Raw genomic sequence first — 19,048 nt, 5'->3', positions numbered from 1 at the left:
GGCCCCGTTCCATTTCGAGCGCATGCCCCGGGGTGCGAGATTTCTCTGGGACATCCGTCCCACTCTTGCTACGCTGCCCACGTGATGGCGCGAACCCGACGGGGGATCCTCGCCGGTGTCGCGCTCACGGTGCTCGTGGCGCTGGGCGCCGGCGTCGCCGTCGTGCTCGCCGACGAGCTCGGCATCCGGAGCGAGCCGTCCGACATCCCGGCCGAGGTGCTCGAGGCGGCACCTGAGACCGCGTCGATCCTTCCTCCCGACTTCACGTCGATCACCGCACCGCCCTCGTTCCGCATGGGACTCGCGGTCGACGAACTGCGCGACGCGGTCGCCGATGCCGAGGCGACCGACGGGTCGGCGACCCTCGAGGTCGTCATCGCCGAGGGTGCTGTGGCAACCGAGGAACCGGCCGACCGCGAGGGCGACGTCGACGAGTCCTACCGGCTCGAGGGAACGCCCGACGCGCTGCGCGTGGTCGCGGCATCCGAGGCCGGTGCCGTGCTCGGCGTCTACGACCTGGCCGCCACAGTGCGCGACCGCCGGGCCGTGACCGAGCACCTCGGCGACACCGTCGACTCGCGCCTCGGGTTCCGCATGGTCGACCTCGGCGCGGTCGGCGTGACGGTGCACGAGTCGGAATGGATCGCCGGCGACGACTACTCGCACAACTCCAAGGCATTCGCCGACGTCATCCTCGCCGAGGCGCCGTACATCGACGAGACCGCGCTTGCGGTCGCCCGCACGGACTTCGAGGCGTACGTGCGCCACGCGCTCGCCGAGGGGTACAACGCGATCGCGATCCCCGGGTTCGTCGAGTACCTCACGTTCTCGGGTGTCGGCGACGGCACCGAGGTCTACGGCGCCGATGACACGCACGTCGCTCGCGCCATCGCGATGCGCGAGGCCTTCGGACCGATCTGGGAGTACGCGCACGACGCGGGCCTCGACGTGTACTTCCGCACCGACATGCTCACGCTCACGACGCCGCTCGAGGCGTATCTCGTCGACCGCTTCGGCGGCCTCGCCACCGAGGATCCGGCGTTCTGGGACGTCTACTCGGCCGGCCTCGACGAGCTCTACGCCGAGATGCCCTACCTCGACGGCGTGCTCATCCGCATCGGCGAGGCCGGCCGCGTCTACGACCTGCCGGGCTGGGACTACTACTCGAAGCTCGCCGTCACGACGGTCGACTCCGTGCGCGCCATGCTCACGACGTTCACCGAGCAGGCCGAGCGCGTGGACCGCGAGGTGATCTTCCGCTCGTGGAGCGTCGGCGTCGGCGCCGTCGGAGACATGCACACGAACGACGCCTCGTACGAGGCGGTGCTCGGCGGCATCGACTCCGACGCGCTCATCGTCTCGACGAAGTACACGCTCGGCGACTTCTACAGCCACCTGCCGCTGAACCACACCCTCGAGATCGGCGAGCAACGCCGCATCGTCGAGTTCCAGAGCCGGCGCGAGTTCGAGAACTTCGGGGCGTTCCCGAACGACCTCGGCGTGCTCTATCGGGAGGCGCTGCAGCGCTTCATCGAGGCGAATCCGCACGTCGAGGGCATCTGGACCTGGACGCAGGACGGCGGCCCCTGGCGTGCCGGTCCGCTCTCGCTCGAGCTGAAGGCCGGGTTCTGGCAGCTCTACGAGCTCAACACCGAACTCGCCGTGCGGCTCGCGCGCGACCCCGAGGCGGACCCGGCCGCGATCACCGCCGACTGGGCGCGGCGCTGGTTCTCAGGCGACCCGGCCACCGTGCAGGCGATCGGCGAGGCGATGGCCCAGTCGCGTGCGGCCATCACCGACGGACTCTACATCGGCCCGTTCGCCGACCGCCGGGTCTTCGCGATCGGCCTCGAGCCGCCGCCCATGATGTGGATCTTCGAGTGGGACATCCTCACCGGCGACAGCGCCGTGCTGAACGTGATCTACGAGATCAGCCGGGGCGACCTCGACGAGGCGATCGCGGGCGGCGACCGGGCGATCGCCGCGGTCGAGCGCATGCAGTCGGCGATCGAGGCGACGGATGCCGCGAGCTGGCGCGACCCCGCACTGCGTACGGCGTTCCTCGACACCCTGGCCTACCAGGCCAACACCTACGCGATGCTCGGCGACTACCGCGAGATGTTCCTCCGGCAGGCCGAGTGGCACGACACCGGCGACCACGCCGCCTACGAGCAGTGGGATGCCGCGCGGCGGGCGTTCGAGGCATCCGCTGCCGCTCATGAGGCCGCCTACGCGGGCGACCCGTATCTGCCCGCGTACAACCTCACGGCGGCGGAGCTCGGCGTCGAGCGAGCCGTGCGCGACCGGCCCATGGCGTGGGCGGCGAGGATCGCGCTCGTGCTGCTCGCCGCGTGGCTCGGCTACGGCATCGCCGCGGGCTACTCCCGTGCCGGATGGCCGGGCGCGCGTGCCGCGCGTGCCCTCTGGGTGGCCGGCACGAGGCCGTGGCGCGCTCGCGCGCTCGTCGAGGGGCTGGGCCGGCTCGACCGCGTGCTGCTCGCCGTCGTGCCCGCCGCATTCCTCGTGGTGAGCCGCGGCATCCAGACCTGGTTCCTGGCGCCGTCGCACCTGCTCGTGACCCTCGGCGGCTGGGCCCTGTTCGTCGGCGTGCTCTGGCTCGCCCTCGGACGTCGATCGACGTGGCCCGTGATCGCCGCGATCGGGGGAGCGGCGGTGCTCCGTGTGGCGCTCCTCCTCGTCGTGCTCGCGCCGACCGGCCCGGGCGGATACTGGTTCGAGTTCTGGACGAATCCGCTCGGTCGCTCGGTGTACATCGCCCTCGCGTTCGCGGCATTCGGATGGGTCGTGGTCGCCGCAGCCTGGGCCATCGCCGTCGAGCGCGGTGCGCTCTGGGCGACCGGCGCGGTCGTCGCCGGCGTCGGCGTCGTGCTCGCGGTGTTCGGCTCGCTCATCGGCCTGATCGGCCTCGAGGCGGCACTCACCACGTGGAACGACGAGATGGCGCTGTTGCCCTGGGGGCTCTCGCGAATCCTCGGCATCAGCGTCTACCTCGACATCCCCGCCGACACGGCGTGGTGGGTCGCGATCGCGGGAGGCGTGCTCGTCGTGGCGGGTGCGATCTGCGTCGCGCTGGCTCAGAGGTTCTGGCCGATGTCCCACAGCTTGTCGGGGCGGCCGTCGAGGGCCTCGGAGACCGCGAGCGCCTGATCGTCGGAGAGCGAGGCGACGTAGTCGACCACGCCTCGACCGACCCCGAGCCGGCGCACGTCGCCCGCCGCGGGGATGGGGACGCCCTCGGGTCGCTCGTGCCGCAGGGCCGCGTACCCGTCGGTCGCGATCTCGACGAGCTCCTTGAGCCGCTGCGGCACGCGGTCGCGGTCGTGCTCGTCGGTCGCCCACGCGGTGAGGCCCTTGACGGCTCGGGCCAGCACCCGGCTGAGTCCGCGCTGGTACATGACGATGTCGGCGCGGTCGAGGATGAAGTGCCGGTGCACGAACTTCAGGATCTCGACCTCGTGCCACGCACGTCGATCGAGGGTCACGAGGCCCGAGCGCACGACGTCGCGCGGCGCAGGCACGACGGATGACTGCAGGTGGGTGATCCACCGGTTCGTGAACGACGAGAGTCCGCGCTCCGAGGCGATCGATCCGTCGAAGGGGGTCGCCAGCAGGCCGTCGACGAGATCCTCGGCGACGACGTCGACCGCGTCGGAGAACGCGTCGTCGTCGGCGACCCAGGGGTCGTCGCGTGCGAACTTGCGGCGAAGGGCCTCGAGCGCGCTGCCGGCGGGGGCGGTGCGGGCCCTGAGCGCCTCCTCGTCGAGCTCCCGGAGCTGACTCCAGCCCTCGACCCAGCCGCGGAACTCCCGTGCCACGGCACCCTGGCTGAGCACGCCGGCACGGTAGAAGTCGTCGACATCGTGGATCGAATAGGCGACGTCGTCGCCGATGTCCATGACCGAGCACTCGAGCGACTGCTGCATCGGCGGCAGCCCGGCACGGGCCTGCTCGAGGTCGAGGGCGTCGATGCCGTACGCCGAGTACTTCGGCACGTCGATGCCCTGCCCCGTGCGGCGGAGACCACGTGGCAGCGGCCCGTCGCCGAACCCGGACGCGTCGATGTACCTGGTCCACGGGTACTTCGCGACAGCCGTGCGCACCGCCGCCGTGAGGTTCAGGCCGCGCGGGGCGGCCTCGCTCACGTCGAGCGCCGTCAGGATGCGATAGCTCTGGGCGTTGCCCTCGAAGCCGTCGACGAGACCGAGCGTCTCGCGGGCGAGCCGGTCGAGCACGCGTTCGCCGAGGTGGCCGAAGGGCGGGTGGCCGAGATCGTGCGCGCTCGCGGCGGCCTGCACCACGACGGCGTCGCAGCCGTGCGCGAGCGCGAGTTCGCGCGCTGGGGAGGCGGGATCCGTGAGCTTGACCGCGATCGCGCGCGCGACCGCGGTGACCTTGATCGAGTGGGTGAGCCGGTTGTGGATGAGCGGGCCGGCGCCCGGCTGCGCGATCACCTGCGTGACGGCGGAGAGTCGCGAGAAGTACGGCGAGAACCGGATGCGCTCGAGGTCCAGCCGGAACTGCGAGTGCTCGCCCGTGACCTCGGCGCTGCTGCGCGGCTCCGGTACGAGGCGCGATGCGCGGTCGATCGTCATGCGCCCAATCTATGCCCGCCCGGCCCGTCGATACGGGCGACTCGGATGCTTCGGAGCAGGCGTCGGGGGCGGGGCATCCGCTCGGCTTTACTCTGCCTGCGGCGTCGCATACACTTGGTGAGGTTGTTGAAGTCAGCCAAGATTCTCTGCGCCTATTTTCGGGCCTTCACCTGGTGAGAAACGCAGTGAATCATGGCGCTCGGCAATCGGTGGAACAGCCCCGGTCACCCGGTCGTTCCATAGGGCGGTGGCTCAATTGGTAGAGCAGCGGTCTCCAAAACCGCAGGTTGCAGGTTCGAGTCCTGTCCGCCCTGCGAGCCGGCAGTGATTGCCGGCCCACGAAAGGTGTACGAGGTGGCACGAAAAGTAATCGACGAACCGAGTGAAGACGTCGTCGCCAATGCGAAGCGCGATCGCGCCGCGCGTCGGAACCCCTTTTCGCGCGTCGCCCTGTTCATCCGGCAGGTCATCGCCGAGCTGAAGAAGGTCGTCACGCCGACCCGCAAGGAGCTCCTCAGTTTCACGACTGTGGTGCTCGTGTTCGTCATCATCATGATGGCGATCGTGTGGGCGTTCGATCAGGTGTTCGGCTGGCTGGTGCTGTACGTCTTCGGAACACCGGGGGTCTGATCGGGCCTTCGGGTTCGACGGATCCGGTTCGCCGCTGGCGCACCGGAGAAAAGGATTGAGAGAAGTGTCAAGGACTGAGCGCGACGACGTCGACTGGGCCACGGCTGCCGAGCAGTCGGCCGAAGACGACGAGGCCCAGACGGGCAACACCCTCGAGCGCGAAGAGGACTCGGTCGAGCCGGCCGAGCACCGTGCCGTGCACGTCGTCGACGACGAGGGCAACGACGTCGATCTCGACGCCGTGCTCGACGCGATCGCCGAGTCGACCGACCCCGAGGCAGACGCCGTGGTCGACGACGCACTCGACATCGACTCGGTCGAAGAGGCCGAAGCCGCCGTCGAGGCCGTCATCGAGGAAGACGAGGAGCAGGCCGACCCGTACGCGGAGTTCCGCGCCGAACTGCGCTTCCTCCCCGGCAAGTGGTACGTCATCCACTCCTACGCGGGCTTCGAGCGCCGCGTGAAGGCGAACATCGAGCAGCGACGCGAGTCGATGGCCATGGCCGACTACATCTACCAGGTCGAAGTGCCGATGGAAGACGTCGTCGAGATCAAGAACGGCCAGCGCAAGATGGTCACGCGCGTCCGCATCCCCGGCTACGTGCTCGTGCGCATGGACCTCAACGAGGACTCGTGGTCGGTCATCCGCCACACGCCCGGCGTCACCGGCTTCGTCGGCAACGCGCACAACCCGACCCCCCTCCGCTTCGAAGAGGCCTTCGGCATGCTGAAGAGCCTCGTCGAGATCAAGGACGTCGCTCCGGTCAAGGGCGCGAAGGGCGGCGCCGCCACCGGCGCAGCTCGTGCGATCCCCGCCGAGGTCGACTTCGAGGTCGGCGAGACCATCACGATCAAGGACGGCTCGTTCGCGGGTCTGCCCGGCACGATCAGCGAGATCAAGCCCGAGAGCGGCAAGCTCATCGTGCTCGTCTCGCTCTTCGAGCGCGAGACCCCGGTCGAGCTCAGCTTCGACCAGGTCACGAAGCTCTAACACCTCCCAGACAGTACGCAGCGGCCCTCCGGTACACTCGGAGGGTTGTGCTGCGTCAGGCACGCGCTTGTTTCAAGCACACAGATCACCGCATCCCGGAACGGCCGGGTTGCGGGAGAGTGCCCCGGCAACCGGGGCGTTCGAACAGAAAGAGAGAAATCATGGCACCGAAGAAGAAGGTCACCGGTCTGATCAAGCTTCAGATCAAGGCCGGCGCCGCGAACCCGGCCCCGCCCATCGGCCCGGCCCTGGGTCAGCACGGCGTGAACATCATGGAGTTCTGCAAGGCGTACAACGCGGCGACCGAAGCCCAGCGCGGCAACGTCATCCCCGTCGAGATCACGGTCTACGAAGACCGCTCGTTCACCTTCATCCTGAAGACCCCGCCCGCCGCCGAGCTCATCAAGAAGGCTGCCGGCGTCGCAAAGGGCTCCGGCGTTCCCCACACCACCAAGGTCGGCAAGCTGACCCAGGCACAGGTGCGCGAGATCGCCGAGTCGAAGATGGTCGACCTCAACGCCAACGACCTCGACGCAGCGTCGAAGATCATCGCGGGCACCGCTCGCTCGATGGGCATCACGGTCGAATAGGCCCCGTCTCGCCGGTCGAGGAGCGCGAAGCGCGCATCGAGACCTCGAGACCGACGGATGCCACGCGGCATCCGTTCACCAGAACTCAGCATTCAGTGGCAGCGCCCGCCAGGCGCAGATGACCACACTCTCTCAAGGAGAAGCAACATGGCAAAGAAGTCCAAGGCCTACCGCGCCGCGGCCGACAAGATCGAAGACGGCAAGTTCTACACCCCGAACGAGGCAGTGGCCCTCGCGAAGGAGACCGGCTCCGCGAAGTTCGACTCGACCGTCGAGGTCGCGCTGAAGCTCGGCGTCGACCCCCGCAAGGCCGACCAGATGGTGCGCGGCACCGTCATCCTCCCGCACGGCACCGGCAAGACCGCCCGCGTCATCGTGTTCGCGACCGGCCCCGCTGCCGAGGCTGCGATCGCAGCCGGCGCTGACGAGGTCGGCGGCGCCGAGCTCATCGAGAAGGTCGCCGGCGGCTACACCGCGTTCGACTCGGCGGTCTCGACCCCCGAGCTCATGGGCCAGGTCGGCCGTCTCGGCAAGGTGCTCGGCCCGCGTGGCCTCATGCCGAACCCGAAGACCGGCACCGTGACCCCGAACGTCGGCCAGGCCGTCTCCGACATCAAGGGCGGCAAGATCGAGTTCCGCGTCGACAAGCACGCCAACGTGCACTTCGTCGTCGGCAAGGCCTCGTTCACGCAGGAGCAGCTCGAAGAGAACGCCAACGCGGCGCTCGAAGAGGTCCTCCGCCTGAAGCCGTCGAGCTCCAAGGGCCGCTACATCCAGAAGGGCGCCGTGTCGACCACGTTCGGCCCCGGCATCCCCCTGGACGTCAACGCCATCTAGTCTCACCGCAGACTGCACGAAGGGCTCGCCGGTCTACCGGCGGGCCCTTCGTCGTTCGCTTGCGATGTCGGCCGCGGGGCGTACCGTGGCGGTATGAGCGAACGAACCACCACGGTCCTCGCCTCGGTCGCAACGATCGTCGTCGCCGCAGCCGCCGCGTATTGGATGACCCTCATCGGAGCCTTCGGTCCGGCGGTCTACACCGTCGTGCTCGCACTCGTCGTCGTCTGGCTGCTCATCTCGGCCGAACGGCATCGCGGGCTCGACCAGGTCGACGAAGAGTCCTTGCGCCGCCGCGGCTCGGTGTACTGGCTCTGACGGGCCGGTCTTGCGGCTCAGCCGGTGATGCGGAACCCGGGCTGACCGGTCGGCTCGCGCACCGCGACATCCGTGCGCTCGACGACGGCGCCGCGCGGGCCGGTCGCGAGCCAGTCGAGCATCGCTGCGACGGATGCCTCGTCGCCCTCCACCTCGGCCTCGACCGTGCCGTCGGGTCGATTGCGTGCCCACCCCGCGACCCCGAGTCGCTCGGCCTCGCGTCGCGCGGAGAAGCGGAAGCCCACGCCTTGCACGATCCCGTGCACGAGCACGTGTCTTCGGATCATGCGTCCAGCGTAGGCCTCCGCCGTCGTCAGCCCGCTCGGGCTACTTCGCGGCCTCCTCGACGACGCGGGTCGCACCGGTGCGCAGCCGGATCTCGTCGGCCACGGCCATCGCGTCGCCCGACGGGGCGTCCGACTTGCGATCGGGGCGCGCGGCGAAGAGGTAGACGAGCCCCGTCACCACGACGATGCCGAGGCCGATGAGCACGACGTAGTCGGTGAAGAAGTCGCCCGTCGAACCCGGCAGCGAGAGCAGGACCATGGCGAAGACGCCGTAGGCGAGCGCCAACGCGTTCACGATGAAGCCCCAGGAGCCGAGCGAGAAGGGGCCCGCGGGCCGCCAGCCCTTCATGCGCTGGCGGAGGGAGGCCAGTACGACCATCTGGAAGGCGAGGTAGATGCCGAGCACCGCGAACGAGGTCACCGGCACCAGCAGGTCGTTGTTCGCCCAGATGAGCACGGCGATGAGCGCGGGCACGGTGCACGCGACGATGAGGGCGTTCGTCGGCACCTTCGTGGTCGGCGAGACCTTCGACAGCCAGCGGTGCCCCGGGATCATCCCGTCGCGGGCGAAGGAGAACAGCAGGCGGCTCGCAGCGGCCTGCAGGCTCAGCACGCACGAGAGGAACGCCGTGATCGCGATCACGAGGAACAGCTTGGCGCCCACCGGCCCGAGGGTCGCCTCGAGGATGCCGGGGATGGGATCTGCGTCCTCGCCGTTGACGATCGACGCGAGGTCGGGCGCCGCGAGCACGTACCCGCCGAAGGAGAAGAGCGCCGAGACGCCGCCGACGAGGATCGTCATCATCATCGCCTTCGGAATGCGCCGGGCGGGGTTCGCGACTTCTTCGGCGACGTCGCCGCAGGCCTCGAAGCCGTAGAACAGGAAGAGGCCTGCGAGCGCGGCCCCCATGAAGGCGGCCGTGTAGCTGCCGTCGCCCTCGACGCCCATGGTGTCGAAGAAGACGCTGAACTCCTGCTTGCGCTGGAAGATCAGCAGGTAGAGGCCGAGGCCGATGACGCCGATGAGCTCGGCGGCGAGGCCGATGCGGGCCACGCGGGCGAGCCACTTCGTGCCCGTGAAGTTGATGGCGAGGGCGATCAGGAGGAACGCCAGCGTGATCCAGAGTGTCGACGCGTTCGTGACCTCGATGCCGAACAGGCTCGCCGCGAATCCGGATCCGAACTCGGCGACCGCGGTGATGGTCACGATCATCGCCCAGATGTAGACCCAGGCCGCCATCCAGGCGTAGCGCCGTCCCCACAGGCGACGGGCCCAGGGGTAGATGCCACCGTGGATCGGGTACTGCGAGACGACCTCGCCGAACACGAGCGAGACGAGCAGCTGCCCGGCGCCGACGATCACGATCCACCAGATCGAGGGTGGTCCGCCGATCGACAGGGCCACCGCGAAGAGCGAGTAGACGCCGACGAGGGGCGAGAGGTAGGTGAAGCCGAGGGCGAAGTTCGCCCAGAGGCTCATCGATCGGTTGAACGTGTCCTCGTAGCCGAGCACGCTGAGGTGTTCGCCGTCGGAGAGGCCCGCTGCGGGCCCGCGATCTGCAGACATCACTGCCTTCCATGTCTTCGCTGCGCCGGTCGCCCCCAACCGGCGACACCACGTCGTCGTGGTGTCGCGCCAGCATAACCAGACATCCGGTCGTAAAGCTATAGTTCCGGATGATTTAGTTCGGCGCAGGTTCGCGAGCGAGCGGATGCCGCGGCATCCGCTCGGCGTACCATGGCGGGCATGGGGGAAGTGAGCGACTACATCGCCGGTCTCGACGCGCCGGAACGCGACGTCATGGAACGCATCAGGGCGAGGGCGGTGTCGCTCGTGCCCGACGCGATCGAGGGTGTCAGCTACGGCATGCCGGCGCTGCGCTACCGGGACTCTCCGCTGCTCAGCATCATGAAGGCGAAGGCGCACATCGGGCTCTACCCGTACAGTCCGCCCGTGATCGAGGCCGTCTCCTCGGAGCTCGAGGGGTATTCATGGGCGAAGGGCACGATCCGGTTCACGCCCGAGCATCCGCTGCCCGACTCGCTCGTCGACCGCATCATCCTGCTGCGCCGCGACGAGATCGACGAGAAGAAGAAGCGCTGAGACCCTTCGACAGGCTCACGGCGGCGCGCACGGATGCCCCGGGGCGCGCGCCCCGGGGCATCCGTTCAGTGCGCGTTCGCGGTGATCAGCCGATGCGGATCATCTTCTTGTTGACGAACTCGTCGGCGCCGAAGCGGCCGAGCTCGCGGCCCGAACCGGAGCGCTTGACGCCGCCGAAGGGCAGCTCGGCGCCGTCGGCGCCGACCAGGTTCACGAAGACCATGCCGGCCTCGATCTTGTCGGCGACGCGGAGCGCCTGGTCGGAGTCGGTCGTGAAGACGTAGGAGCCGAGGCCGAACGGGGTGTTGTTCGCGAGCTCGACCGCCGCGTCCTCGTCGGCGACCTTGAAGACCTGCGCGACCGGGCCGAAGAACTCCTCGTGGAAGGCGTCGGAGTCGGGCTGTACGTCCGTGAGGATCGTGGCCGAGTAGTAGTTGCCCTCGCGCTCTCCGCCGTGGTGGAGCGTGGCGCCCTGTGCGACGGCGCGCTCGACCTGCTCGGCGAGGCCCTCGGCGGCCTTGGCCGACGAGAGCGGGCCGAGTGCCGTGCCGGCCTGGGCGGGGTCGCCCTTCTCGACCTCGCTCATCGCGGCGGTGAACTTCTCGAGGAAGGGCTCGTAGAGGTCTTCGACGACGATGAAGCGCTTGGCCGCGTTGCAGGCCTGGCCGTTGTTGTCGACGCGGGCGAAGACGGCGGCGCCCACCGTGGCGTCGAGGTCGTCGGTCGAGAGCAGGATGAACGGGTCGGAACCGCCGAGTTCGAGCACGACCTTCTTCAGGTGACGACCGGCGATCTCGGCGACCGCGGCACCGGCGCGCTCGGAGCCCGTGAGCGAGATGCCCTGCACGCGCGGGTCGGCGATGACCTGCTCGATCTGGTCGTGCGAGGCGTAGATGTTGACGTAGGCGCCCTCGGGGAACCCGGCGTCGAGGAAGATCTGCTCGATGGCGGCGGCCGACTCGGGGCACTGCTCGGCGTGCTTGAGCAGGATCGTGTTGCCGATGATGAGGTTCGGGCCGGCGAAGCGGGCGACCTGGTAGTACGGGAAGTTCCACGGCATGATGCCGAGCAGCGGGCCGAGCGACGAGCGACGGATGAGGGCCGAGCCTTCACCTGCCAGCAGGTCGATCTTCTCGTCGGCGAGCAGCGACTCGGCGTTGTCGGCGTAGTACTCGTAGATCGCGGCCGAGAACTCGACCTCGCCGACGGCCTGCTCGATGGGCTTGCCCATCTCGCGCACGATGATCTCGCCGAGTTCCTGCGCTCGCTCGTTGTGCAGTTCGGCGACGCGGCGCACGAGGGCGGCGCGTTCGGCGACCGTGGTGTTCTTCGACCAGGTGCGGTGCGTCTCGCTCGCCTTGGCGATGGCCGCCTGCAGCGCCTCGTCGGTGATCGTCTCGTAGGACTTGACCGTCTCGCCGGTGGCGGGATTGATCACGGCATAGCTCATGGGGTTCTCCTTCTCGGGTGCAGACACTGCACTCACGCCAGAGCTCGTCTGCCGCCGTGCATACGCTCGACTTAAAGATATATCAGCGGATGATTCGAATCGACCCGGATGACGCAGGGTCGACGAGCACTCGGAGCGGAGTGCCCGGGCACGGCTCGCCGGCGCCGTCGAGGTCGGCCAGTTGCCCGACCTGCAGTGCCGGTTCGGTCGAGAGCACGACACGACCCTCCTCGTTCACGAGCGCGACCGGTGCCGGCACGTCGAGGAACCCGGCGAGCAGTTCGCTCTCGAGCCGGCGCACCGACACGTCGGCGCCGATGACGCCGACCATGCGGGTGCCGCCGGGTGCGCCGCCATCGGCGGGATGGACCGCGTGCACCGGCATCGTCATCGTGAGGATGTAGTCGCACGTGCAGAGGTGGTCGACGTACGGGCCGGTCACGTGCGCGTGGCTCGTCGTCGCGGGGATGCGGTACCACTCGAGAGCGCGGAAGTCGCGGAGGTACTCGGTGTAGCCGCGCGTGGTGAGGTCGAGCCGCGTCGGCTCGGTCGTCGAGCCGAGCACGGGATTCGCGTCGAGCGGGCCGAGCCACCAAGCGAAGTGCACGTCGCGCCCGCGCACGATCTCGCCGTCGGCGATGAACCCGGCGCCGACCAGGAGCGGATGCGGCTCGGTGAGGCGGGGGAGCACGAGTTCGGCGACGAGGGTGTCGAGCGCTGCCGGGCGCACCTCGGGAGCGCCGTCGATGAGGTGCTCGACCGGGGCGCGCCAGGCGGCGAGCTGATCGAAGACGCCCGTGAAGACCGCGCCGACCGAGGCGGCGACGTCACGCGCTGACCGGCTCATCGAGCGCACCTCCCCGTTCGACCCTGGCCTTCGCCGCGAGGAGGGGGACCGAGAGGCCGCGCACGAGATCCCCGGCGGCCTCGCGGGCCTCGGCCGGGCGGTGCGCCGCGACGGCGCGGACGATGCGGCGGTCGTGCGCCGCGGCATCCGCTCGCTGTTCGTCGTCGTCGAGGCCGAGGAGGAGGAGCGGGCCGAACTCCGCCTGCAGCCGGATCTGCTCGCGCACGAGCCGGGCCGACTGGCTGAGCACGGCGACCTCGAGGAAGAAGCCGCCCTGGTTCGTGCGAGCGGATGCCGCGGTGCCGAAGTCGGCCGCGGCGAGCCACGCCGCGAGGCGCTCGGCGTCGGCGGCGGACGCGCGTTCGGCGGCGCGTTCGGCGATGCCGGCGAGGATGGCGCCGAAGTAGACGGCCATGTCGCTGAGTTCCACTTGTGCGAGCCCGCGCAGCCGGGCGCTGATGAGGGAGCGGTGGTCGGCGTCGTCGGCGACGACGAAGCTGCCGCCCTCGCGACCGCGGCGCGTCTCGACGAGGCCGGCTTCCCGGAGGATGCCGAGACCCTCGCGCACCGTGATGAGCGCGACGCCGAATCGGCGGGCGAGCTCGGGTTCGCTCGGCAGGCGTTCGCCCGCGCCGAGCACGCCGAGCACGATGCCGTCGGTGAGGCGCTGCGCGACCTGCTCGGCGCGGCCGGCATCGGCGAGCTGGGCGAAGACGGCTTCGCGCGCACCAGGCCCCACCCTCGACTCCATGCGTTCAGGCTAGTCGAGCGACTCGCCCGGAATCTCACCACGGCTTGTCAGGCGATCCTGCGACGATCGCTCGGAGCGGTGAGGCAGGCGGTGTCGCAGGCGTACCGACCGATCGAGCGGTGACAAAAGAATCGATATAGGATGATTGGGCGGCGTGACCTGCCGCCGACATGCGAAGGCGGATGGGATGCACGAGCGACGGGCCGACGACGGGCCGAACGACGGAGTGCTCGCCGGCGTGCGCGTCGCCGACTTCTCGCGGGTGCTCGCCGGCCCCTACGCCACCATGATGCTCGCCGACTTCGGCGCCGACGTCGTGAAGATCGAATCGCTCGCCGGTGACGACACCCGGCATTGGCGCCCACCCGTCGACGCCCGCGGGCAGGCCACCTACTTCGGCAGCGTCAACCGCAACAAACGCTCGGTCGCCCTCGACCTGACCGACGCAGAAGGGCTCGCCGAAGCACGGCGGCTCGCGGCCTCCGCCGACGTCGTCGTCGAGAACTTCCGCCCCGGCGTGATGGATCGCTTCGGGCTCTCGTACGACGAGGTGCGCGCGTTGAACCCCGGCATCGTCTACTGCTCGATCACGGGTTTCGGCACGGGGGAGGGCGCCGCCCTCGCCGGCTACGACCTGCTCGTGCAGGCCGTCGGAGGGCTCATGTCGATCACGGGCCCCGCAGACGGCGAGCCCGCGAAGGCCGGCGTCGCGCTCGTCGACGTGCTCACCGGGCAGAACGCCGTCGCCGGCATCCTGCTCGCCCTCCGCGAGCGCGACCGCACCGGGCTCGGCCAGCGCGTCGAGGTCAACCTCCTGCAGGGTCTGCTCTCCGCACTCACGAACCAGGCCGCATCGACACTCGCGACGGGCACGCCGCCGCAGCGCCTCGGCAACGCGCACCCGAGCATCGCGCCGTACGCCGTCTTCCACGCTGCCGACCGCGAGCTCGTGATCGCCGTGGGCAACGACAAGCAGTTCCGGGCGCTCACCGAGGTGCTCGGCGTTCCGGAGTTGAGTGGCGACGCGCGGTTCGCGGGCAACGTCGACCGGGTCGCGCACCGGGTCGAGCTCACTGCGGCGATCGAGGAGCGGCTGGCCGCGGCATCCGCTGCGCACTGGGTCGACGTGCTCAGCGCCGCGGGCGTTCCCGCCGGTCTCGTGAACGACGTCGCCGAGGCGATCGCGTTCGGAGCGGCCCTGGGCCTCGAACCGGTCGCGGAGATCGGCGCTCCGGTCTCCCCGGACGGCGGTGCCGCGAGTCGCACGATCGCGAACCCGATCGGCCTCTCGGCGAGCCCCGCCGTGTACCGCAGCACGCCGCCCGCGCTCGACGAGCACGCCGGCGCCGACTGGCACCAGACCCCTTCGAAAGGACCGCACCGATGACCACCGCCCCCACGATCGACGCCGTGTTCGACCTCGACGCCCTGCTCAGCGCCGAGGAGCGCGAATGGCAGCAGAAGGCGCGGGTCTTCGCACAGGAGCGACTGCTGCCCGTCATCGAAGACGACTTCGAGGCCAAGCACTTCCGCCGCGAGTTCGTGAAGGAGCTCGGCGACCTGGGCTTCCTCGGCATGCACCTGCAGGGCTACGGATGCGCCGGCGCGGGTGCCGTCTCGTACGGCCTCGTGTGCCTCGAACTCGAGGCCGCCGACAGCGGCTGGCGCACCTTCGTCTCGGTGCAGGGCTCGCTCGCGATGAGCGCGATCCACAAGTACGGCTCCGAGGAGCAGAAGCAGCAGTGGCTGCCGGGCATGGCCGCCGGCGACCTCGTCGGATGCTTCGCCCTCACCGAGCCGCAGGGCGGCTCCGACCCCGCCGGCATGACCACGACCGCGCGCCGCGACGGCGACGGCTGGGTGATCGACGGCGCGAAGCGCTGGATCGGCCTCGCCTCGCTCGCCGACGTCGCCGTCGTCTGGGCCAAGGTCGACGACCCGTCGGGCGCGTTCGGCGACGGCGGCAGCGCGGTGCGCGGGTTCCTCGTGCCGACCTCGACGCCCGGCTTCACGGCGACGCCGATCGACGGCAAGCTCTCGATGCGTGCCTCGGTGCAGTGCGACATCGCGCTCGACGGCGTGCGGGTCGGCGACGACGCGATCCTGCCGGGCGCTCGCGGACTGAGCGGCCCGTTCGGCTGCCTCAACGAGGCTCGCTACGGCATCGTCTGGGGCGCGATGGGTGCGGCCCGCTCCTGCCTCGAGGCCGCGATCGAGCGCTCCACGTCGCGCGAGGTCTTCGGCAAGCCGATCGGTGCGAACCAGCTCATCCAGGCGAAGCTCGCCGACATGTTCCTCGAGGTCGAGAAGGGCATCCTCCTGGCACTGCACCTCGGGCGCCTGAAGGAACGCGGCGCGCTCACGCCCGCGCAGATCTCGGTCGGCAAGCTCAACAGCGTGCGCGAGGCGCTCGCGATCGCACACGAGGCGCGGGCGATCCTCGCCGGCGACGGCATCACGAACGCGTGGCCGGTCATGCGGCACGCGGCGAACCTCGAGTCAGTGCGCACGTACGAGGGCACCGACGAGATCCACCAGCTGATCCTGGGGCGCGAGCTCACCGGGCTGAACGCGTTCTGACCTCGAGACCTGCAGGAGGACGACATGGGTGAGACGAGCAGGGCAACGGATGCCGCAGGCATCGCGCCGCGCGACGAGCGACGCGACGACGGCGACGATGCGATCGTGACGGATCCCGGGGCGGCCGTCGAGATCGCGGTGCGCCTCGCCGCGGCATCCGGCTTCGATCGCTCATCGCGCGCCGACCGGGCCCGGTGGCTCACCGCGCTCGCCGAGGCGCTCGAAGCGCACCGCGATGAACTGGTCGAGTTGGCCGCGGAAGAGACGCACCTGAGCCCGGCGCGGCTCACGGGCGAAGTCACCCGAACGGCGACCCAGCTGCGCTTCTTCGCCGGCGTCGCCCTCGAGGGCTCGTACCTCGAAGCGACGCTCGACTCGCCCGACGCCTCCCTCACGCCGCCGCGCCCCGACCTGCGACGCATGCTGCGCCCCCTCGGGGTCGTCGCCGTCTTCGCCGCCTCGAACTTCCCGTTCGCGTTCTCGGTGCTCGGCAACGACACCGCGTCGGCGCTCGCCGCAGGCTGCCCGGTCGTGGTGAAGGCGCACCCGGGTCACCCGCGACTGTCGCGGCGGGTCGTCGAGATCGGGCGAGACGCCCTCGCCGGGGCAGGTGCGCCCGCGGCGGCGCTCGCCCTCGTCGACGGCTTCGACGCGGGCGTCGCGCTCGTGCGGCATCCGCTCGTCTCCGCCGTCGGATTCACCGGCTCGACCCGCGGCGGGCGCGCGCTCTTCGACCTCGCCTCGGCACGGCCAGCGCCGATCCCGTTCTACGGCGAGCTCGGCTCGATCAACCCGGTCGTCGTCACGGCGGCCGCAGCCGTCGCGGATGTCGCGGGCATCGCCGCCGGCCTCGCGGGCTCGTTCACCCGCGACGGCGGCCAGTACTGCACGAAGCCCGGGCTCGTCTTCGTGCCCGAGGGCTCGGGGTTCGAGGCTGAACTCGTCGCCGCGCTCGTCGAAGCGCCCTCGCAGGCACTCCTCACCGAGGGCATCGCGAGCGCCTTCGACGCGGGCTCGGCGGCCCTCGCCGGGCGCGACGACATCGAGGTCGTCTTCGCCGGCGGCCGTGCCGCGGATGCCTCGGCCCCGGTCGTCGTCGCGACCACGGTCGCTGACTTCCGCGCCGCTCGCGAGGCGTTCCTCGAGGAGTGCTTCGGACCCCTCACCGTGCTCGTGCGCTACGCCGACGACGCCGCGCTCGATGCGGCGCTCGCCGTGCTCGAGGGCTCCCTGACCGGCACGATCCACCACGCTCCGGGCGAGGACGTCGTCGAACTCACGAGCGCGCTCGCTCGAGTCGCCGGCCGCATCGTCTACAACGGCTGGCCGACGGGCGTCGCGATCGCCTGGGCGCAGCACCACGGCGGCGGATGGCCCGCGACGACCGCGTCGGTGCACACCTCGGTCGGGGCGACGGCGATCCGCCGCTGGCTCACGCCCATCGCCTATCAGGACGCCCCTGCCGCTGTGTTGCCGCCCGAGCTCACCGACGGCAACCCGCTCGGCATCCCGCGCCGCGAAGACGGCGTGCTCGCCGCGGCGCCGGCGGAGTAGCGCTCGAGTCGACGAAGGGGGGCGGCCGCATGGCCGCCCCCTTGGTCAGCCCTCAGTTGATGCCGGGGATGACGAGCCAGCGGTTCACGAGCACGAGCCAGAGCGCGACGAGCACGATCGCGGCGATCGTGACCGCGAGGCTGGTGCGACCGCGGACGATGAGCGCGACGACGAGCACGACGAGCGTGGCGATGCCGAGCACGAGCGATCCGAACGGGATCCCGGGCAGGAAGAGCGACAGCACGAACAGTGCAGCGACCACGACCTCGATGATGCCGACGACGGAGCTGCCTCGCCCTCTGAGGCGTCGGATGCCGTCGACGAGCGCGAGTGCGCCGCCGACGAGCGCGATGATGAGGAGCCATGACAGGGTGATCACGGGGTGAAGGTTTCCTTCCGATCGGTGTGGGGGGCACCACGACGACGGAGGGAACTCCGTCGCCGCGGCCAGCGTATCGACCGGTGATCATGCGGCGGAAGGGCTTGCACAAGCGGACGCCGACACGATATGCCGCGCGCGGAATGTGATCGGAAGCTGCGAATCCAGCGGATTCGGAAATGAAACGAGAGGTAACGCCGTTTCCCTGACGGGCGAGGCCGTGATGGACTCGACCCCGCGGCACGGCACCACGTCGCCGCTCAGCACTCCCCACGAACGGAGCTCCACATGTCTCGCGCACCCCGCGTCCGCACCCTGCTCGGCCTCGCCGCAGCATCCGCCGCCCTCGTGTCCCTCGCCGCCTGCTCGAGCGGAGCGCCCGCGGCGAGCGAAGCAGCCGGTGGCGACGAGTACGGACTCGTGAAGGCCGGGACGCTGACGGTCGCGACCGAGGGCACCTACCCGCCCTTCACGTTCCACGAGGGCGGCGCGGGCGAGCTCGTCGGCTACGACGTCGAGGTCGCGGAGGCCGTCGCCGAGAAGCTCGGCCTCGAGATCCAGTTCGAGGAGACCCAGTGGGACGCGATCTTCGCGGGCCTCGACGCGGGCCGTTTCGACGTCATCGCGAACCAGGTGTCGATCAACCCCGAGCGTGAAGAGAGCTACCTCTTCTCGACGCCGTACACGGTGTCGCCGAGCGTCGTCGTGGTGAACGAGGGCGACGACTCGATCTCGAGCTTCGAAGACCTCGCGGGCAAGACCACGGCGCAGTCGCTGACGAGCAACTTCTACCAGCTCGCAGTCGACGCCGGCGCGAACGTCGAGGCCGTCGAGGGCTGGGCGCAGGCCGTCGCCCTCCTCGAGCAGGGCCGCGTCGACGCGACCGTCAACGACAAGCTCACCTACCTCGACTACCTCAAGCAGACGCCCGATGCGAAGCTCGCCGTCGCCGCCGAGACCGACCCGAGCGAGAGCGCCCTCACCTTCGCGAAGGACAAGACCGCGCTCGTGAAGGCCGTCGACGCGGCGCTCGCCGAACTCCGCGAGGAGGGCGTACTCGCCGAGCTCGGCGAGAAGTACTTCGGCGAGGACGTCTCGCAGTAGCGCTCGACCGCAC

18 protein-coding genes and 1 tRNA gene are annotated in these 19,048 nt (G+C 70.0%); 12 read left to right on the top strand and 7 right to left on the bottom strand.

What is annotated here, in order from left to right:
* Positions 1-84 precede the first annotated feature (84 nt).
* Positions 85-3,168: a hypothetical protein gene (locus ASD23_RS02475; protein WP_082571122.1), complete on the top strand. Its 3,084-nt coding sequence runs from the start codon at positions 85-87 to the stop codon at positions 3,166-3,168.
* Here ASD23_RS02475 and dgt read toward each other — a convergent pair.
* Positions 3,096-4,613 carry a dGTP triphosphohydrolase gene (gene dgt / locus ASD23_RS02470; protein ID WP_056005774.1) on the bottom strand — a complete coding sequence of 506 codons (1,518 nt, stop codon included), beginning with the start codon at positions 4,611-4,613 and terminating at the stop codon, positions 3,096-3,098. The genes ASD23_RS02475 and dgt overlap by 73 nt on opposite strands.
* A gap of 241 nt (positions 4,614-4,854) precedes the next feature.
* Between dgt and ASD23_RS02465 the strand changes: the two genes are divergently transcribed.
* The 6 genes from ASD23_RS02465 (at position 4,855) to ASD23_RS02440 (ending at position 7,979) form a co-directional block, all read left to right on the top strand.
* A tRNA-Trp gene (locus tag ASD23_RS02465) sits at positions 4,855-4,927 on the top strand.
* A gap of 40 nt (positions 4,928-4,967) precedes the next feature.
* The gene (secE, locus tag ASD23_RS02460; protein WP_056007694.1) at positions 4,968-5,243 is read left to right on the top strand and encodes a preprotein translocase subunit SecE; all 276 of its coding nucleotides are present in this window, start codon (positions 4,968-4,970) and stop codon (positions 5,241-5,243) included.
* 64 nt (positions 5,244-5,307) lie between these two features.
* Complete coding sequence (nusG, locus tag ASD23_RS02455; protein WP_056005771.1) at positions 5,308-6,234, top strand: transcription termination/antitermination protein NusG; 927 nt, start codon at positions 5,308-5,310, stop codon at positions 6,232-6,234.
* Positions 6,235-6,395: 161 nt separating this feature from the next.
* Positions 6,396-6,824, top strand: a complete 429-nt coding sequence (gene rplK / locus ASD23_RS02450; RefSeq protein ID WP_022891467.1) for a 50S ribosomal protein L11 — start codon at positions 6,396-6,398, stop codon at positions 6,822-6,824.
* A 147-nt stretch (positions 6,825-6,971) separates the two neighbouring features.
* Positions 6,972-7,661: a 50S ribosomal protein L1 gene (gene rplA, locus ASD23_RS02445; protein ID WP_056005768.1), complete on the top strand. Its 690-nt coding sequence runs from the start codon at positions 6,972-6,974 to the stop codon at positions 7,659-7,661.
* A 93-nt stretch (positions 7,662-7,754) separates the two neighbouring features.
* Positions 7,755-7,979 (top strand): hypothetical protein, encoded by a 225-nt coding sequence (locus ASD23_RS02440; protein ID WP_056005765.1) that lies wholly within the window; start codon positions 7,755-7,757, stop codon positions 7,977-7,979.
* Between the two features lie 17 nt (positions 7,980-7,996).
* On the opposite strand, the gene ASD23_RS02435 is transcribed toward ASD23_RS02440, so the two are convergent.
* On the bottom strand, positions 7,997-8,266 hold the full coding sequence (locus ASD23_RS02435) for an acylphosphatase (protein WP_056005763.1): 270 nt from the start codon (positions 8,264-8,266) through the stop codon (positions 7,997-7,999).
* 40 nt (positions 8,267-8,306) lie between these two features.
* On the bottom strand, positions 8,307-9,833 hold the full coding sequence (locus ASD23_RS02430) for an APC family permease (RefSeq protein WP_082571121.1): 1,527 nt from the start codon (positions 9,831-9,833) through the stop codon (positions 8,307-8,309).
* Positions 9,834-10,013: 180 nt separating this feature from the next.
* Between ASD23_RS02430 and ASD23_RS02425 the strand changes: the two genes are divergently transcribed.
* The gene (locus ASD23_RS02425; RefSeq protein WP_056007688.1) at positions 10,014-10,370 is read left to right on the top strand and encodes an iron chaperone; all 357 of its coding nucleotides are present in this window, start codon (positions 10,014-10,016) and stop codon (positions 10,368-10,370) included.
* Between the two features lie 85 nt (positions 10,371-10,455).
* Here ASD23_RS02425 and ASD23_RS02420 read toward each other — a convergent pair whose 3' ends face one another.
* The 3 genes from ASD23_RS02420 to ASD23_RS02410 all read right to left on the bottom strand — a co-directional run bounded on the left by ASD23_RS02420 (position 10,456) and on the right by ASD23_RS02410 (position 13,418).
* Positions 10,456-11,820, bottom strand: a complete 1,365-nt coding sequence (locus ASD23_RS02420; RefSeq protein ID WP_056005760.1) for an NAD-dependent succinate-semialdehyde dehydrogenase — start codon at positions 11,818-11,820, stop codon at positions 10,456-10,458.
* Positions 11,821-11,902: 82 nt separating this feature from the next.
* The gene (locus ASD23_RS02415; RefSeq protein WP_056005757.1) at positions 11,903-12,667 is read right to left on the bottom strand and encodes a hypothetical protein; all 765 of its coding nucleotides are present in this window, start codon (positions 12,665-12,667) and stop codon (positions 11,903-11,905) included.
* Positions 12,648-13,418, bottom strand: a complete 771-nt coding sequence (locus ASD23_RS02410; protein ID WP_056005754.1) for a FadR/GntR family transcriptional regulator — start codon at positions 13,416-13,418, stop codon at positions 12,648-12,650. Before ASD23_RS02410 ends, ASD23_RS02415 begins: the two co-directional genes overlap by 20 nt.
* 187 nt (positions 13,419-13,605) lie before the next feature.
* Between ASD23_RS02410 and ASD23_RS02405 the strand changes: the two genes are divergently transcribed.
* The 3 genes from ASD23_RS02405 to ASD23_RS02395 are packed head-to-tail and all read left to right on the top strand — an operon-like array spanning position 13,606 to position 17,552.
* Positions 13,606-14,805, top strand: coding sequence for a CaiB/BaiF CoA transferase family protein (locus tag ASD23_RS02405; protein ID WP_200941665.1), 1,200 nt, complete (start codon positions 13,606-13,608; stop codon positions 14,803-14,805).
* Complete coding sequence (locus ASD23_RS02400; RefSeq protein ID WP_056005751.1) at positions 14,802-15,998, top strand: acyl-CoA dehydrogenase family protein; 1,197 nt, start codon at positions 14,802-14,804, stop codon at positions 15,996-15,998. Before ASD23_RS02405 ends, ASD23_RS02400 begins: the two co-directional genes overlap by 4 nt.
* Positions 15,999-16,022: 24 nt before the next feature.
* Positions 16,023-17,552, top strand: coding sequence for an aldehyde dehydrogenase family protein (locus ASD23_RS02395; protein WP_082571120.1), 1,530 nt, complete (start codon positions 16,023-16,025; stop codon positions 17,550-17,552).
* 52 nt (positions 17,553-17,604) lie between these two features.
* Here ASD23_RS02395 and ASD23_RS02390 read toward each other — a convergent pair whose 3' ends face one another.
* Complete coding sequence (locus ASD23_RS02390; RefSeq protein WP_056005748.1) at positions 17,605-17,931, bottom strand: hypothetical protein; 327 nt, start codon at positions 17,929-17,931, stop codon at positions 17,605-17,607.
* A gap of 288 nt (positions 17,932-18,219) precedes the next feature.
* On the opposite strand from ASD23_RS02390, the gene ASD23_RS02385 reads away from it, so the two are divergent.
* Entirely contained in the window at positions 18,220-19,035 is an 816-nt protein-coding gene (locus tag ASD23_RS02385; RefSeq protein ID WP_056005745.1) for an amino acid ABC transporter substrate-binding protein, read from the top strand.
* Positions 19,036-19,048 lie beyond the last annotated feature (13 nt).

Origin of the sequence: Agromyces sp. Root1464 (assembly GCF_001427265.1) — a bacterium.
GTDB lineage: Bacteria > Actinomycetota > Actinomycetes > Actinomycetales > Microbacteriaceae > Agromyces > Agromyces fucosus.
This window is presented reverse-complemented; position numbering and strand designations above follow the sequence as displayed.